Below are 17,090 nucleotides of genomic sequence, written 5' to 3'. Positions count from 1 at the left end.
GTACAGTATGGACAGATAAATTACAGAATGGATATGAGGAAATACCATGAAAATGATCAAGACAGATAAACTTGTATTTGAATATGCAAAGCGTGACGAAGAAGGTAATATTATAGGGAAAAGCCGCGCTATTGATGAGGTATCGCTGGATATCGAGCCGGGACAGTTTATTGCGATCCTGGGGCATAATGGCTCTGGGAAGTCTACACTTGCAAAGCATATGAATGCCCTGCTGGTTCCGTCTGACGGAACCATGTGGGTAGACGGAATGGACACGAAGGAAGATGAACATCTGTGGGATGTACGTCAGAGCGCCGGAATGGTATTCCAGAATCCGGATAATCAGATCATAGGAACGGTCGTTGAGGAAGACGTGGGATTTGGTCCGGAGAACCTGGGCGTGCCGACAGAGGAGATCTGGCAGAGAGTGGAAGATAGCCTGAAAGCGGTTGGGATGATTGAATACCGTCACCATTCACCGAATAAATTGTCCGGGGGGCAAAAGCAGAGGGTTGCGATCGCCGGTGTCATGGCAATGCGTCCAAAGTGTATTGTACTGGATGAGCCAACTGCGATGCTGGATCCGAATGGAAGAAAAGAAGTACTTCGAAGTGTGATGGAGCTGAGAAAAAGAGAACACATTACAGTGATTCTGATCACCCATTACATGGAAGAGGTTGTAGATGCAGATCATGTATTCGTAATGGATCACGGTCATGTGGTAATGCAGGGAACACCGAGAGAAATCTTTTCACAGGTGGATACTTTAAAGCACTACAGACTGGATGTGCCGCAGGTGACGATCCTTGCTGATGAACTGAGAAAAAGAGGACTTGATATTCCGGCGGGAGTTTTGAAGAAGGAAGAATTGGTGGAGATATTATGTCGATTAAATTAGAACATATCAATTATGTATACAGTGAAGGAACTGCATATGAAAAGCATGCGCTGAAGGATGTATCCCTGGAAATCCCACACGGTGAATTTGTCGGGATCATTGGTCACACCGGCTCCGGTAAATCGACACTGATCCAGCATCTGAACGGACTGATCAAGGCGACAAGCGGAGCACTTTATTACAACGGAGAGAATATTTACGGAGAAAACTATAACTTACGTGAGCTGCGAAATCAGGTCGGGCTGGTCTTTCAGTATCCGGAGCATCAGCTTTTTGAGGTCAATGTACTTCAGGATGTCTGTTTTGGACCGAAGAATCAGGGACTTTCACCGGAAGAATGTGAAAAGCGGGCAAGAGAGGCGTTGCAGCTTGTTGGTCTCAAAGAAAAATATTTCGATCATTCCCCGTTTGATCTGTCAGGCGGGCAGAAAAGACGTGCAGCGATCGCAGGTGTACTGGCAATGCGTCCGAAGGTACTGGTTCTGGATGAACCGACTGCAGGACTGGATCCGAAGGGAAGAGATGAGATCCTGGATCAGATTGCCTATCTGCACGAAAAAGCAGACATGACTGTCATTCTAGTTTCCCACAGTATGGAAGATATTGCAAAATATGTGGATCGTATTATTGTGATGAATAAAGGCAGCGTCATGTTTAATGATGTGCCAAAGAAAGTGTTTGCACACTACAAAGAACTGGAGAGTGTGGGACTTGCGGCACCACAGGTAACGTACATCATGCATGCGCTGAAGGAAAAGGGAATGGATGTTCCGACAGATGCAACCACGATAGAAGAAGCAGCGGATGGCATTATGAAAGCACTGAAGAAGGAGAGGGCAGCCAAATGATTCGAGACATAACGATTGGACAATATTATCCGGCTGACAGCCGTATCCATAAGCTGGATCCGCGTGTGAAGATTGTATGCACACTGCTGTATCTGATTTCTCTTTTTACATTTAAAAGTATTTTGGGATATGTACTTGCGACTGTGTTCCTGTTTGGATGCATTAAGCTGGCGAAGGTACCGTTTAAATTCATTGTCAGAGGACTGAAGCCAATTATCATTCTGCTTCTGATCACAGTATGTTTCAACTTATTTCTGACACCGGGCGGAAAGACACTGGTCCATGTGGGCTTTATCAAGATCACGGAGTACGGCTTAAGCACAGCGGTTTATATGGCGATCCGGCTGATCTATCTGATTATGGGATCCTCACTTATGACACTGACAACTACACCGAATTCACTGACAGACGGTCTGGAGAAGCTTCTTCACCCATTGAATAAGCTCCATGTACCGGTACATGAGATTTCGATGATGATGTCGATCGCACTTCGTTTTATTCCGATCCTTCTGGAGGAAACGGATAAGATCATGAAGGCACAGATTGCCAGAGGTGCGGATATGGAAAGTGGAAATCTGATCCAGAAGGCAAAGGCAATGATTCCGATCCTGGTTCCGCTCTTTGTATCCGCATTCCGCCGTGCCAATGATCTTGCAATGGCAATGGAAGCAAGATGTTATCGCGGTGGCAATGGCAGAACCAAGATGAAACCTCTGATTTATAAGAGTGCTGACCACATGGCATACCTGATTACGATCCTGTATGTTGTGATCGCATTTGTTGTTGGAAGATATGTTCCATTCAAGCTGTGGATCTTTTAAGGAGTCATAAGATGAGAAGAATCAGATTAACAGTGGCTTATGATGGAACAAATTATTGTGGCTGGCAGATCCAGCCAAATGGAATTACGATCGAGGAAGTGCTGAATAAGGCAATCTGTAAGCTCACCGGAGAAGAGATTCAGGTGATAGGGGCGAGCCGGACGGATTCCGGGGTTCATGCAAGAGGAAATATTGCTGTGTTTGACACGGAAAGCAGGATACCGGCAGAACGTTTTTCTTATGCCCTGAATCAGCGTCTTCCGAAAGATATTGTAGTTGTAAAATCAGATGAGGTGGATCTTAACTGGCATCCACGTTATCAGGATACTCTGAAAACCTATGAATATCATATCATCAATACGAAAGTGCCGATTCCGACAGAGAGGCTTTATAATTACTTTGTAAGTTTTGACCTGGACGTGGGGCAGATGAGACGCGGAGCGGCTTATCTGGAAGGAGAACACGATTTTGCACCATTTTGCTGTATCCGTACTAATGCAAAGACAACGGTGCGGACAATCACGGATTTGCAGATTCTGCAAAGCGGAGAGCATATTACGATCCGGATTACGGGAAATGGATTTTTGTATAACATGGTGCGCATCATAGCCGGGGTACTGGTGCGTGTCGGAAGAGGATTTTACGAACCGGAAAAGGTAAAGGAACTTTTGGAAGGCGGAGAAAGAACCAGGGAAGCGGTCACGGCACCGCCGCAGGGACTCTGCCTGATGGAAATCCGCTATCAGAATGAGGAATAGTGCATGAGTCTGCTTTTTAGGCAGGCTCATTTTTTTACAGGAAATTCCGAATAGAAGGTACTACATATCGGAGAAATTTTACAATAGAAAAACTCTATAGAGAAGTCGGCCTATCCGGATAAACAATAAGTAAAACAGGCAGTTTTATTGAAGAAATATTATGAAAATGTTATCCTAATAACCAGAGGCATTTTGGAAAAACAGCATAGAAACAGGATGTCATTAAAGAGAGAAAAGGGAAGAAATATGAATTATGTAGGAATTGATATCGGATCAACAGCATCCAAGGTTGTTGTTGAAGGAGATAAGAAAGAACATTTCGTACTGCCGACAGGATGGAGCAGCAAAGAGACTTGCGAAAAGATCAAGAATAAGCTGCTTGAGATGGGGGTAGATGTTACCTCAGATGATACAAAGGTAGTTGCTACAGGATATGGAAGAATCGCAGTTGATTTTGCAGATCATGTAATTACAGAGATTACCTGCCATGCCAGAGGGGGTCGTGAACTTGCAGGGGGGGACTGTTCGATCATTGATGTGGGAGGACAGGATACGAAGGTGATCATTGTACAGAATGGAATGGTATCCGATTTCCAGATGAATGATAAATGTTCGGCGGGAACAGGAAAGTTTCTGGAGATCATGGCGAACCGCCTGGGTGTTACGATCAATGAATTATTTGATATGGCGGCAGCAGGAGAAGTTATTCCGATCAGCTCACTTTGTACGGTATTTGCCGAATCTGAGGTGATTAACTATATCGGAGAAGGAAAAAAGCGTGAAGATATTGCGGCCGGAGTTGTAGATTCTGTTGCCAATAAAGTAGTGCAGCTTGCGCAGAAAAAGGAACTTGGAGACAGAGTGATCCTGACCGGAGGACTCAGTCACAGCATTTATTTCACAGGAATCCTGTCAGAAAAGCTGGATCAGAAAGTGGAATCAGAAGAGTTTGGTCGTTTTGCGGGGGCATACGGGGCAGCACTTCTTGCCAGAGAAAAAAAGGATAAAAGGAGATAATGAAAATGGAACTGATTAAAGATTTACCAGAGGTATTTGAGGAATTCGCAGAGCAGAGACAGAAATCGTTTCTGGCTGTCAAGGAGTTAAAAGAGAAAGGGGTTCCAGTTGTTGGATCGTACTGTACATACTTCCCGAAAGAGATTGCAATGGCGATGGGGGCAGGATGCGTAAGCCTTTGCTCAACTTCTGATGAGACAATTCCGGAAGCAGAGAAAGATCTTCCGAAGAACCTCTGTCCGCTGATCAAATCAAGCTATGGATTTGCAAAGACAGACAAATGTCCGTTCTTCTATTTCTCAGATGTAGTAGTTGGGGAAACAACCTGTGATGGTAAGAAGAAGATGTATGAATATATGTCAGAATTCAAAGATGTATTTATTATGGAACTTCCGAATAGCCAGAGAGAACCGGGACTTCAACTCTGGAAAGGCGAGATCATCCGTTTCAAGGAATATCTGGAACAGAAATTTGGCGTGACGATCACGGAAGAGCAGATCCGTGAAGCTGTAAAGACAGAGAATCAGGCACGTCGATCCTTAAAGAAACTTTATGAAGTAATGAAATATGATCCGGCTCCGATCAAAGGACAGGATCTGTTCAAAGTTCTGTACGGAAGCACCTTCAAATTTGACCGTTCCTTGATCCCGGGTGAAGTGGATGCTCTTACTGCGAAGATTGAAAAAGAATATGCAGAGGGCAAGAGAGAAGAGAAGAAACCACGTATCCTGATCACAGGATGTCCAATCGGAGGAGCAACTGAAAAAGTAATCCGTGCCGTAGAAGACAACGGCGGTATTGTTGTAACTTTTGAAAATTGCAGCGGTGCAAAATCCATTGACAAGCTGGTAGACGAGGACGCAGAAGATATCTACGATGCAATCGCAAGAAGATACCTCAGCATTGGATGTTCTGTTATGACGCCGAACCCGAATCGTCTGGAGCTTCTTGGAAGACTGATCGACGAATATCAGGTAGACGGTGTGGTAGATATGATCCTTCAGGCCTGTCATACCTACAATGTGGAGACCAATACCATCCGCAAGTTTGTGACAGGTGAAAAGGGAATTCCGTATATCAGTGTGGAAACCGATTACTCTCAGGCAGACATCGGACAGCTGAACACCAGACTTGCTGCGTTTGTTGAGATGCTGTAAATGGAGAGTATGACGAAGAGAAATGCGTTTCAGTTCCGCAGGGCGAATGAGGAGGATCTTCCTGAAATTTGTCGTATAGTAAAGCTTGCCGGAGAAAGTGTTCCCGTGAAAGAATGGTTTGAGGCAGAGGATGAAGAATTTCTTGCAAAGCATATCCGTGAGGAAGGATTTACCCTTTTGGCAAAGAAAAATGGACAGATTGCAGCAATCATGATTGTCCGTATTCCAGGACTGGCAGAGGACAACCTGGGAGAATATCTGAAGATTTCCAGGGAAGAAATGAAGCGGGTTGCGCATCTGGAGATTGCTGTTGTAGTACCGGAGTATCAGGGATACGGACTGCAATATGAGCTTTTCTGTCAGTCAGAAGCAATCGTAAAAAATAAGCAGATGAGGTATCTGATGGCAACAGTTCATCCGGATAATATATACAGTTTTCGCAATATGGAAAAGCTTGGAATGAAGGCAGTTCTCGAGACAAAGAAGTATGGCGGGAAACGAAGATATGTTATGAGTAAAACATTAGAATCTTAGAAAAAAACGAAAGAGCTTATGGAAAATGTAATGGCACATTTTCCATAAGCTCTTTTTGAATACAAGTATGAATTGTAAAATGAGAAAGTTTCTTAACTAACAACTTCAATGTTGACATACTAACTTGTGGTAATATAAACTATTCTAAGTTAGAGAATACAAACAAGAGGAAACAGAATGAAATTCAAAAATAAAATCATTGTGGTCTGTCTGTGCGTATCTGTATTCGCGGGTGGATGCGGTCAAGGTGGTCAGAATACAACAAAGAGTAAAAATAGTGAAGGAACAGCCAGTTCGAAGGAAAGTACAGAACGAACCTCTCAGAATAATGAGGCATCAAAAGACATTTTTGCAATGGATACCTATATGACAGTGACAGCATATGGAGAAAAAGCACAGGATGCGGTGGATGCCGCTGAAGCAGAGATTAAAAGATTAGATACACTTTTATCAACGGGAAATGCAGACAGTGAGATTGTAAAACTGAATGAACAGAAAAGTGCAACACTTTCAGAAGATGGCGGATATCTTGTGAAGCGCGCACTGGAACTGAATAAGGAAACGGATGGGGCATTTGATATCGCAATTTATCCGGTTATGGAGGCGTGGGGATTTCCGATACAGAATTTCCGTGTCCCATCAGCTGACGAACTGACAGGGCTTCTGAAGCATGTGGATGCAGCGAAGATCTCATACGATAAGGATACGAGAGAAATCTCTTTTGAAGATGACCAGATGAAAATCGACCTTGGAGGAATTGCAAAAGGCTATACTTCTTCGCGGATTATGGATATTTTCAAAGAAAACGGGATTACAAGTGGTCTGGTAAATCTGGGTGGAAATGTACAGGCACTCGGAACCAAGACAGACGGAAGCAACTGGCGGGTTGCGGTACAGAGTCCGGACGACACAGAGGATTATCTGGGAGTTTTATCCATTCGGGATAAAGCGGTGATCACATCTGGTGGATATGAACGCTATTTTGAACAGGATGGTGTGACCTATCATCACATTATTGATCCAAAGACCGGATATCCGGCAGAGAACGGACTGGTATCTGTCACGATCGTAAGCTCGGACGGAACCCTTGCAGATGGGCTTTCCACCTCCCTTTTTATCATGGGAGAAGAAAAAGCGGCAGAGTTCTGGAAGGCGCACAGTAATGAGTTTGAGGCGATCTTTGCGACAGATGATGGGACGATTTATGTGACAGAAGGTCTGAAAGACAGCTTTACAACGGATTTTAACATGAAGGTTATTACGAAATAATTTGCGTGAAATGAGAGGATAATGAGAGATGGACATCAAAGAAACCGGTAAAAAATTAAAACCGTTTGCACCCGTTCTTTCAGTTGCACTGGTTACGGCGTGCGTGGCAGGCTCTTTAAGTGGATATGAGGCTCCGGTCTATGCGGCGACACAGGAAGAAACACCGGCAAAAAAAGAAGAGACAAAAGAGAAGAAAGAAGAAAAAAAGACAGCAGCCAAAGGATCATTTAACCTGGAGGATGGTGTGTATAAGGGAACCGGAACCGGGTATGCAGGAGACATCACCGTATCGGTACTGATCAAGGACAAGCAGATCGTTTCGATTGATATTCTGAGCTCTTCCGATGATGCGGCGTTTTTCACGCGTGCGAAAGCGGTGATCGACAAGATCATCGAAGGACAGACGCTGGATGTGGATACTGTATCGGGAGCAACGTTCAGTTCCAGAGGAATCATCAGCGCCGTAAAAAATGCGCTGACCGGGGAAAAGGATACCAGCGAGACAGGACAGGCGCAGTCCGGTCAGACAGGGGCGGCGGCAGGAAGCTCAACTAGTGTGGCACAGGTAGAAGATGCGGCAGCGTATAAGGACGGAACTTATTACGGTTCGGGAACCGGATTTGGCGGTCCGCTGAAGGTTATGGTAGAAATCAGCGGAGGGAAGATCGCATCCATCCAGATTGTGGAGAACAGTGACGGAAGCGATTATATTTCCAAAGCAGCTTCTCTGATCGATTCTATTATTACGACACAGAGTACCAATGTGGATACGGTGTCAGGGGCAACCTACAGCTCTGTCGGAATTATCCAGGCAGTCCGGGATGCGCTGGGTCAGGCGGTGGTAAATGGTACATCGGACAGCACACAAAATAGCAATAACAACAGTAATAACAATAGTTCGTCAGATGACGATAGTTCTACTGTAACCGGAACTGTTCCGTACAAGGAAGGAATCTATTACGGAACAGCAGAGGGTTACAGCGGAGATGTATCCGTTGCGGTCGTGATCCAGGAAAAGACGATCAAAGCAATCCTGATCACAGAAAGCTCAGATGATGAAGCATTCTTTAATCGTGCAATGGATGTTGTGAAAAAGGTGATAAGGACACAGAAGACAGACGATGTAGATACTGTGTCAGGAGCAACCTACAGTTCCAAAGGACTGTTAAATGCAATCAAGAATGCACTGAAACAGGCAGAGAAAGTGACAAATGGAGAATCCATTGATGAGAAGCCGGATCTGACTGATCTGAAAGAGCTGATCGAGAGAGCAGAAAAGTTGGAAGAAGATAAATACACAAAAACAAGCTGGGCAGTTCTGCAGACCAGAATTGCGGACGCACAAGAAGCACTCGAGGAAACAAAACAGACTATTGTGGATAAAGCAGTAGAAAAGCTGAAAACAGCAATTGCTCAGCTGGAATCAAAAGATGGAAAAGACGAAGAAAATACAAAATATGTCAGTGGAACTTATGAAGTGACCGTTCCGTGTACGCCGGATGAAGACGAAGATTTTGAAGAGTATGAGTTGACAATGTCGGTGGAGATCCGCAACGATAAAATTGTGTCAATTACGGATATCACAGGCGATGGTGCAAGCAGTAATGACAGCTATATTAAGAGAGCGGTAAATGGTACTTCAAGCATAAAAGGTGTGGTATTCCAGATCATAGATAAAGGAATGCCGGAGGATATTGATACTGTTTCCCGTGCAACCTGCTCTTCCAATGCAATCCTGGAAGGATGCAAAAAAGTACTGGAAGCAGCAGAAAGACCGACAGATATGGAGGCTGAATAACAATGAGAGAATTCTGGGTAAGACTGGTAAGTATGCTCGCGATCGTGGGAGTTCTGCTGGGATACAATTCAGTGCTGGATGTGCGTGCGAAAGAAGATGAGATCGCCCGGCTTTCCGCACAGGTTGCCGGAAACGGACAATCAGACAGTGAAAATGGAGGTTCCACAAACTACAAGGACGGAACCTATACCGGGGAAGCTGATGGATTTGGCGGAACGATCCAGGTAGAAGTGAAGATTGAGAAAAACAAGATTGCAGAGATCAATGTGATATCGGCAGAGAAAGAAGACGGGGCATACCTTTCCATGGCAAAGGATATGATTCCGAAGATCATCGATGCACAGAGCGCAGATGTAGATACGATCAGTGGTGCGACATTTAGCTCGACCGGAATCAAAAATGCATCGGAACAGGCTCTGGAAAAGGCGGTAAAGTAACGTGAAAAAGATGGATATTCATAATTTAACGGCGAAAGATATAAAAAAATTACATATATGGCTGAGAGCATTGATCCAGGTACTTTATTTTCTGTTTATCCCATCTGTGTATACAGCGGCATTTGCCGGAGTGAAATACATCTTTACACAGATCGGTGCAGGCGAAAAGGTTGCCGTGACCTCTTTCGTGACAGTACTGGTTGTGATCTGTATTTACACCATTCTGTTCGGAAGATTCTTTTGCGGATTCGCTTGTGCGTTCGGTACACTGGGAGATGGTGTGCATGCACTCTATGTGTGGATTTGTAAAAAGATGAAAAAGAAACCTCTTCAGATTGCGGATGCATGGACAGAAAAGCTCTGTTATCTGAAATATATTGTACTGGCACTGATTTCAATCCTGTGCTTTACAGGCGTCTACAGCAAAGCAAAAGGAACCAGCCCGTGGGATGTATTTTCCATGCTCCATGCAGGCAACTTTAAGCTTGGCGGATATCTGGTGGGACTCGTTCTTCTGGTTCTGATTCTCGTGGGAATGTGTTTTGAAGAACGGTTTTTCTGCAGAAATTTCTGCCCGATGGGAGCTGTGTTTTCCCTGCTTCCGGTCCTTCCGTTTTTCGCACTTCACAGAGACCGGGAAAACTGCATCAAAGGATGTAAGGCATGTACAAAGAAATGTCCTTCTAACATTGGACTTCCGGAAGATGGATCTCCGAAGGTAGAAGGGGACTGTTTCCAGTGTCAGAAATGTATCGATACCTGTCCGAAAGGAAATATTCATACCGGAGTAAAAGGACTTTGTGGAAATGAATTCTGGTTTACGATTTTGCGGGCAGTAATCTTACTGATTCTTCTACTCTGGCTGGGTGTATAGAAGATGAAGAAGAAAGATCTGATACTTGGAGCAGGAATTATTGTGATTGCGCTTGCGATGCTGCTTGTGATGCAGCTGACGAGAGGGGAAGAAGGAAATCAGATCCGGGTTATGCTGGATGGGAAAATCTATGGAACGTATTCCTTGTCGAAGGATCAGACCATCGAAGTAAAGGATGGCGATTTTTATAACCGGATCCGGATCGAAGACGGAAAGGCGTATATGGAAGAGGCAAACTGCCCGGATGGATACTGTGAAGAGCAGGGAAAGATCAGCGGGCATACACAGACGATCGTCTGTCTGCCACATAAGCTCGTAGTAGAGGTTCTGGAAAATGAGAATGACCAGAGCTTTGGAACTTCAGATCCGGAAGATGTAGCTCCGGATACGATCGCAAAATGATAAAGGAAAAACAGATGAATAAAAACAAAAAACTTGCCAATATGGCAATGCTGGTTGCGCTGGCGATGATATTCAGTTATGTGGAAAGCTTAATACCGATCAATTTCGGGATACCGGGAATGAAGCTCGGAGTTGCCAATCTGGTGACAGTGACTGGGATGTATTTTCTGGAATTTCCGGAAGTATTTCTGGTGGTAGTTATGCGAATCCTGCTGACCGGCTTTTTATTTGGAAATGGAATGTCGATCGTTTACAGCCTGGCAGGAGGAATCTTAAGCTTTCTGGTCATGGCGCTGATGAAGAGGCTGAAAGGATTTTCCGTAGCCGGAGTCAGTATCGCCGGAGGCGTGTCACACAATATCGGTCAGATCATTGTGGCATCAGTTGTGGTAGAGAATCTGAAACTGATCTATTATCTTCCGGCACTTCTGATCGCCGGTACAGTGACCGGATTTGTGATGGGAATGATAAGTAAAAAGTTGCTTCCGATCGTAAAAAGAGAATCGGAGAGAGAGGTGCAGATAGGTTAATTTTTTTTAATTATGGGTTAGCAGAAACTAACTTAATAATAAATTTTATCAACAACAAGGAGGTAATTATGGGAAAGGGAACAATTAAGACAAAAGCTATGACGATGGCTGTGGCAATGTCGATGGTAGCTGGACTTTGTCCGTCGACGGTGTTTGCGGCAAACAGTGAGGATGTAGCGAAGATTCAGGATGGAACATATACAGGGACTGCAAAGTGTACACCGGATGAATATGAGGATTTTGAAAAATATGATCTTTCTGTAGAGGTAACGATAGAAAATGGAGTAATCAAATCTATAGGAAATATCAAGGGAAATGGAGCAGAAGATAATAATACTTATATTACGAATGCTGCTAACGGAACGAAAAAGAATCCGACAGGTGTTGTACAGCAGATTATAGATGCCAATGGAACAGATGGAATCAATGCAGTATCAAGAGCGACGTGCTCATCTAAGGCGATCGTTGATGCAGTAAATAATGCATTAGAAAATGCAACTAAAAAAGAAGAAAATAATGTGAAAACAGATGAGCTTCGGGCTGCGATCACAAAAGCAGAAAGTTTAACTGAAGCTGATTATACAGATGAATCATGGAAAGCAATGCAGGATAAGCTGACAGAAGCCAGAGCAGCACTTACAGCAAAAGATCAGACAGCAGTAGATATGGCAGCAAAAGAGTTAACAGATGCAATTGATGCACTTGTGTCGACGAAAACACCAGACGTACAGAAAGAAGTCTATGTATTAATGAACATCCCATATGCCGATTTTTATAAAGCAGACGGTGTCGCAGGCGCAGATGCTGTTTCGTCAGCAACAAAGCAGAAAACAAGAGCATCCCTTGCAGCAGGTTCTTATCATGTAAATAGTGATGGTTCAGATATTACCGGTGTAACATTCCCGGTTAAGATCAGTGATGCATCTGTATTAGAAAAATATACACAGGTTACTGATGAAAGTGAAGTTACGATTACAACAAATATTAAAGGAAAAGAAAATACTGTTACATATAAGGGACAAGGTGCATTATTTGAAAGCGCAAGCTATTCTTATTACACATTAAGTGATACACCGTCATATTATAAAGAGGCAACTGTAAATGAGGATGGAAGCCTCAGCTTTAGCGAAGTAAAGGGAGAAGGACCGACAACTTTGACAAATGCGAAAACTGAATTTTCTACGTCATCAAAATATGGTGATTACCAGTTAGATATTACGAGTGAGGATCTGAAAAATGTGAATACTGTATATGGTGTAGTGGTCAGCACAAAAGAAGGAAGCAGTTATGGACTTCGCCATGTGGAAAATATCTGGAAGAAAACAAAACTTGCATGGAGTACTGGATTTGTAACAGAATCCCATGGGAACACACTGGATTCCAAAGATTATGCTGCCATGATGGGACAGACGATCAATAAAGTAACTTACTACACAGATCAGGGTATTTATGAAATTCCGATGGATCAGCAAGTTGCAAAGAAATTTGACGGAGAAGTATCAGTAGCGGATGTATCTGTGAAATCAGAAAAAACAGCTATAACGGTAAGTGGACTTCCAAATGATTTTGAAGAAGAATATAAAATTGATGGAATCGATGAAGATGCATATTCTGTTGAGATCAAATCAGATGGCAAGACAACTACAAGAACAATTAATTTTAAGAAAGCACTTGCAAAAGGTAGATATGCAGTTACGCTTAGTGATAGGAATGGAAATTATGTACCGATTTCAACGACTTTTAATGTTTACACAGAGACAACGCCGGTAAAATATAATGAGAATGACAAAGATCCGGCTGTGGTGAAAGCGGATGGTGTTGATGAAGAAGAATTCCAGACATATTTAAAAAATATTACATCCGTAACTGTGAATGGAAAAGAATATGCGGCTTCCGGGAAAAAAGCAGTAAAACTGATCACAGAAGACGGAAAACTGGATCTTTCACAGGATGCATTTAAAGATGCAAAAGCAGGAGAGGGATTTGCCATAACAATTGCAGAAGACGGTTATCAGACATACACATTTACTTATAAAGTGCCGGAAGAAGACAGTAAATATTCTTATGTTTATGTTGGTATGAGCTGGTCTGAATACTGGGCAAATGAAGGTGTCTATGCAGCAGGTGATACAGAATCCTCTGCTGATGTAGATTCACGTAATGAGTATGACAAGGGTGCTTTTGATGCAGTAACAAGAGCGACTGCAAATCATGGATTACATCGAGGAAGTTTCCAGTGCAGCGCAGTTATTGAAGATACAAATGGAAACGAATATGATCTTGCATACTGGAATGCAGATGGAAAAGCTGTAATGACAGACGGAAGTGTTTATACGAGATCAACCAATGAAGATAAAAAAGCAGTATTTACAGCTGAAGACGGAAGCTCATTTATCCAGGCTGATTATAAAGTGACAGGTATCAAATATGTTCCGGTCAAAGTAAAGACAGCAGATCTGAATGCATTAAGAAAAAAATATGCAGTTGTGGAAAACGGAGGCACATTAAGTGGAGGATTCTCTGAAAATCAGCTCCAGTCATACACAGCAATTGCAGATGTAACCCCAAATACAAATGGTCTTAAGACAGCAGAAAAGCAGGAAGATGGTTCTTTCACATTTTCAGCAAGAACAACAGGATCTTATTCTGGATTAAAGGATACACAGCTTGCAACTGCTGATGTTACTCCGGATGTCAAAGCAGGAGATAAAGTTGGAAGCTATGGAGAATTCATCCGTGTAGATTTTAATGGAAATTATGGCGGACTTGGTTCTGCGATGCAGGCTGTTGAATGGACATACTATGGAAATGATGATACTTATACAAATCCGGTAAGAGTATTTGGAACAAAATTTGCATCAGATAACTGGATGCATAAATCAATGGGGATCCAGCTTGGACTTACTGATTCTTTAAGATGCCAGCTGCCGGAAAATACGAATGGAACCGGTTACTGGAAGATTACTATCTATGGACTTGGTTATGCTGATTACAGCTATAATTTTGAGGTTGGAACCGAGAATATTGCCACATTAAAAACAGCAAGTGCAGAAGAAATAGCGGCATTGAAGGACAAGATCGATGAAGCAAAAGCCTTGAATCAATCTAAGTATACTACTGATAGTTGGAAGAAGATGCAGGATGAACTGGAAGAATCAGAAGATCTCCTTAAGTCAGAAAATCCATTGAAGTCAGAAGTAAACGAACAGGTTAAACATCTGACAGATGCAATTGACTCTCTTGTGAAAGTGCAATATGTTCTCATGAACATCCCATACGCAGAATTCTACAAAGCTGAAACAACAGGTAATGATATTGCGGTAGATGCATTTACTTCTGCGACAAAGAACAAGACCAGAACCAAAGGCCTTGCAGGTGGATCATACCATGAAAAAGCAGATGGATCCAGTATTGATGGTATCACTTATGCTGTAAAAGTAGATTCTTCGGTAGATCTTTCGAAATACAAAAAAGTAGAAGACAGTGATACGGTAGATATTACAGTTACAAACAGAGGTCAGACAAGTACTACAACTCTGACCGGAAAAGATACATTATTTGAAAACGCATCTTATGCATATTACCCGCTTTCAGAAATACCGGCAAATTATAAAGAAGTGTCACTTGATGCAGATGGAAATCTTGTATTCAGTGAGGTAAAAGGTCAGGAAGCAAAGGTGGTAGAAGGAGTCACAGCAGAACTTTCAACGAAATCATCTTATGGAGACTATGAGCTTGACCTTGATGGCCTTCCGGAAGAAATTTCATCTGATAGTGTAAATGCGGTTGTAATAAAGACGACTGACGGAACAGCGTATGGTATGCGTCATCTGGAAAATATCTGGAGAGGTACAGAACTTGCATGGTGTACTGGATTTACAGAGTCAGTTCACAATTGTCCGACATCTTCTGAACACTATAAATCTATGATGGGCAAGACCATTGACAGCATTGAGTATTATACAACAAATGGTTTATACACAATGGATATTGAGGATATTTATGTTCCGGTGAAAGCTGATAATACAGTAGTAGAAGTTGCAGATGCAGACATTACAGCAGGCAAGACTAAAATCAATGTAAAGCTTCCAGATGAATTTAAACCGGAATACAGTGTGGATGGACTGGATGTGTCGGTAGAAGGTAATGAACTGACTTTTAAAGCAGCGACAGAGAGCAGAGCAGCAGCTTCTGTAAAACCTGGAAAATATACTCTCACAATTAAAGATAAGAGCAAGAAATATGCAGATGTTGTTACAACATTTACATTGACAACAAAAGATATGCCTGCAGCATATGATGCAGAGAATAAGAAACTTGTAGAGGCAAAAGGATTTGACACAGATGCGCTTAAAGTTTATCTTGGAAATATTACTTCTGTAAATGTAAATGGTAAAGATTATGCAGCAAGTGGAAGAGGCTCCGTAGTTATTATCAATAAGGATGGTACGATCAAGACAGATGCAGATCCGTTTAAGGATGCGGTAGTTGGAACGGAATTCCAGATTACAGTAGCTTCAACAGGTTATAAAACTCCTCTTACATTTACTTACAAGATAGCAGAGACTCCGGCACCGGCAGAGGTTGATACAACAGCACTGGAAGCTGCAATTGCAGAAGCTGATAACCTTAAAGAAGCAGACTACACAGCAGATAGCTGGAGTGTATACCAGGCAGCACTGCAGAGCGCACGTACTGCACTGGAAGCAAAGGAAAGTCAGGATGCAGTTGATCAGGCACTTGCTGCTTTAAATGCAGCAAAAGATGCACTGGTTAAAGCTGAAGAAGAACCGGTTGCAATCAATACTGCTTCTCTTGAAAAAGCAATTGCAGATGCAAAAGCGCTTAAAGAAGCAGATTACACAGCAGATAGCTGGAAAGCACTGCAGAGCGCACTTTCAGATGCCCAGAAAGCACTGGAAGCAAAAGAAAGCCAGGAAGCAGTAGATAATGCAACAAACAGCCTGAACAAAGCGATCAAAGCACTTGTAAAGAAAGGCAGCTCATCTGTAAAGAAGACAGATGGTACAACCAATGGATCCAAGACAAGCGGAAACGATTCTGTAAAAACAGGAGATCCGGCAAGTGTACTTGGCTGGCTTGGACTTGCAGTTTCTTCGCTCGGAGCAGGTATGGGCGGCTTTGCTTGGAAACGCAGAAAAAGAAAATAAGACTATACGATAATTTGTAACAAAGAATCAAATTAGAATAAGAATTAGAAAGCTGACAGACAGATGAGAAAAAATACATTTGTCTGCCAGCTTTTTTTTTATAGGAGATTCCGAAGGAACTGCAGATTATGTAATTTCTATTACAGAAAGCTGGATGACACCGACGATCCTTATGACATTGACTTTTGTAGTATCTGCTTTTATTGCATTCTTTACAGGAACTTCATGGGGAACCTATGCGATTGTTACACCAATCTGTGTACAGATGGCTCTGAATATATCTGGTGGAGCTTTAACACCGGTCGTATATGCTACAATAGCAGCTGTAATGGGTGGAGGATGCTTTGGAGATCATTGTTCACCGCTTTCTGATACCACGATTTTATCATCACTTGCAACCGGATCTGATCATATCGATCATGTAACGGCTTTTTTAAATTTCTTGCTATTTATTTTTCCGAAATGTATAATTTTTGGTAAAAGTATGATTTTTTGCATCAAAAGTATAGTTTTTGATAAATTCTTTATCATGTCTTATCTAAAATAAGAAGTAGGAAGATTATCAGGAATGGGGAA

At 42.6% G+C, this 17,090-nt stretch carries 15 protein-coding genes; all 15 read left to right on the top strand.

What is annotated here, in order from left to right; genetic code table 11:
- Positions 1-46: 46 nt before the first annotated feature.
- The 15 genes from PGY05_RS05920 to PGY05_RS05850 all read left to right on the top strand — a co-directional run bounded on the left by PGY05_RS05920 (position 47) and on the right by PGY05_RS05850 (position 17,061).
- Entirely contained in the window at positions 47-898 is an 852-nt protein-coding gene (locus tag PGY05_RS05920) for an energy-coupling factor transporter ATPase (protein ID WP_008373161.1), read from the top strand.
- The gene (locus tag PGY05_RS05915; protein ID WP_022220797.1) at positions 883-1,746 is read left to right on the top strand and encodes an energy-coupling factor transporter ATPase; all 864 of its coding nucleotides are present in this window, start codon (positions 883-885) and stop codon (positions 1,744-1,746) included. The genes PGY05_RS05920 and PGY05_RS05915 overlap by 16 nt, the downstream gene beginning before the upstream one ends.
- Positions 1,743-2,567, top strand: a complete 825-nt coding sequence (locus PGY05_RS05910; protein ID WP_055156067.1) for an energy-coupling factor transporter transmembrane component T family protein — start codon at positions 1,743-1,745, stop codon at positions 2,565-2,567. The genes PGY05_RS05915 and PGY05_RS05910 overlap by 4 nt, the downstream gene beginning before the upstream one ends.
- Positions 2,568-2,578: 11 nt before the next feature.
- Positions 2,579-3,325: a tRNA pseudouridine(38-40) synthase TruA gene (gene truA, locus PGY05_RS05905; protein ID WP_022220796.1), complete on the top strand. Its 747-nt coding sequence runs from the start codon at positions 2,579-2,581 to the stop codon at positions 3,323-3,325.
- Positions 3,326-3,571: 246 nt separating this feature from the next.
- On the top strand, positions 3,572-4,342 hold the full coding sequence (locus PGY05_RS05900; protein ID WP_270475533.1) for an acyl-CoA dehydratase activase: 771 nt from the start codon (positions 3,572-3,574) through the stop codon (positions 4,340-4,342).
- A gap of 5 nt (positions 4,343-4,347) precedes the next feature.
- The gene (locus tag PGY05_RS05895) at positions 4,348-5,499 is read left to right on the top strand and encodes a double-cubane-cluster-containing anaerobic reductase (RefSeq protein WP_022220794.1); all 1,152 of its coding nucleotides are present in this window, start codon (positions 4,348-4,350) and stop codon (positions 5,497-5,499) included.
- A complete protein-coding gene (locus PGY05_RS05890) occupies positions 5,500-6,033 on the top strand; it encodes a GNAT family N-acetyltransferase (RefSeq protein WP_173685850.1) in 534 nt (177 codons plus the stop codon).
- Positions 6,034-6,210: 177 nt separating this feature from the next.
- Complete coding sequence (locus PGY05_RS05885; RefSeq protein ID WP_270475509.1) at positions 6,211-7,302, top strand: FAD:protein FMN transferase; 1,092 nt, start codon at positions 6,211-6,213, stop codon at positions 7,300-7,302.
- Positions 7,303-7,330: 28 nt separating this feature from the next.
- Positions 7,331-9,100 carry an FMN-binding protein gene (locus PGY05_RS05880; RefSeq protein ID WP_270475508.1) on the top strand — a complete coding sequence of 590 codons (1,770 nt, stop codon included), beginning with the start codon at positions 7,331-7,333 and terminating at the stop codon, positions 9,098-9,100.
- 2 nt (positions 9,101-9,102) lie between these two features.
- A complete protein-coding gene (locus PGY05_RS05875) occupies positions 9,103-9,537 on the top strand; it encodes an FMN-binding protein (RefSeq protein WP_270475507.1) in 435 nt (144 codons plus the stop codon).
- Between the two features lie 10 nt (positions 9,538-9,547).
- Complete coding sequence (locus tag PGY05_RS05870; RefSeq protein WP_270475532.1) at positions 9,548-10,411, top strand: 4Fe-4S binding protein; 864 nt, start codon at positions 9,548-9,550, stop codon at positions 10,409-10,411.
- Between the two features lie 3 nt (positions 10,412-10,414).
- The gene (locus PGY05_RS05865; RefSeq protein ID WP_173686886.1) at positions 10,415-10,813 is read left to right on the top strand and encodes a NusG domain II-containing protein; all 399 of its coding nucleotides are present in this window, start codon (positions 10,415-10,417) and stop codon (positions 10,811-10,813) included.
- A gap of 14 nt (positions 10,814-10,827) precedes the next feature.
- Entirely contained in the window at positions 10,828-11,343 is a 516-nt protein-coding gene (locus PGY05_RS05860; protein ID WP_270475506.1) for a Gx transporter family protein, read from the top strand.
- 68 nt (positions 11,344-11,411) lie between these two features.
- Complete coding sequence (locus PGY05_RS05855) at positions 11,412-16,514, top strand: penicillin-binding Tp47 domain C-containing protein (protein WP_270475505.1); 5,103 nt, start codon at positions 11,412-11,414, stop codon at positions 16,512-16,514.
- Positions 16,515-16,593: 79 nt separating this feature from the next.
- Complete coding sequence (locus tag PGY05_RS05850; RefSeq protein ID WP_270475504.1) at positions 16,594-17,061, top strand: Na+/H+ antiporter NhaC family protein; 468 nt, start codon at positions 16,594-16,596, stop codon at positions 17,059-17,061.
- Positions 17,062-17,090: the final 29 nt, after the last annotated feature.

This window comes from Coprococcus sp. AF51-11b1, from assembly GCF_027682785.1.
Classification (GTDB): Bacteria; Bacillota; Clostridia; order Lachnospirales; family Lachnospiraceae; genus Allocoprococcus; species Allocoprococcus comes.
The sequence above is the reverse complement of the archived record's forward strand: the minus strand, read 5'-3'. Positions and strand labels throughout refer to the sequence as shown.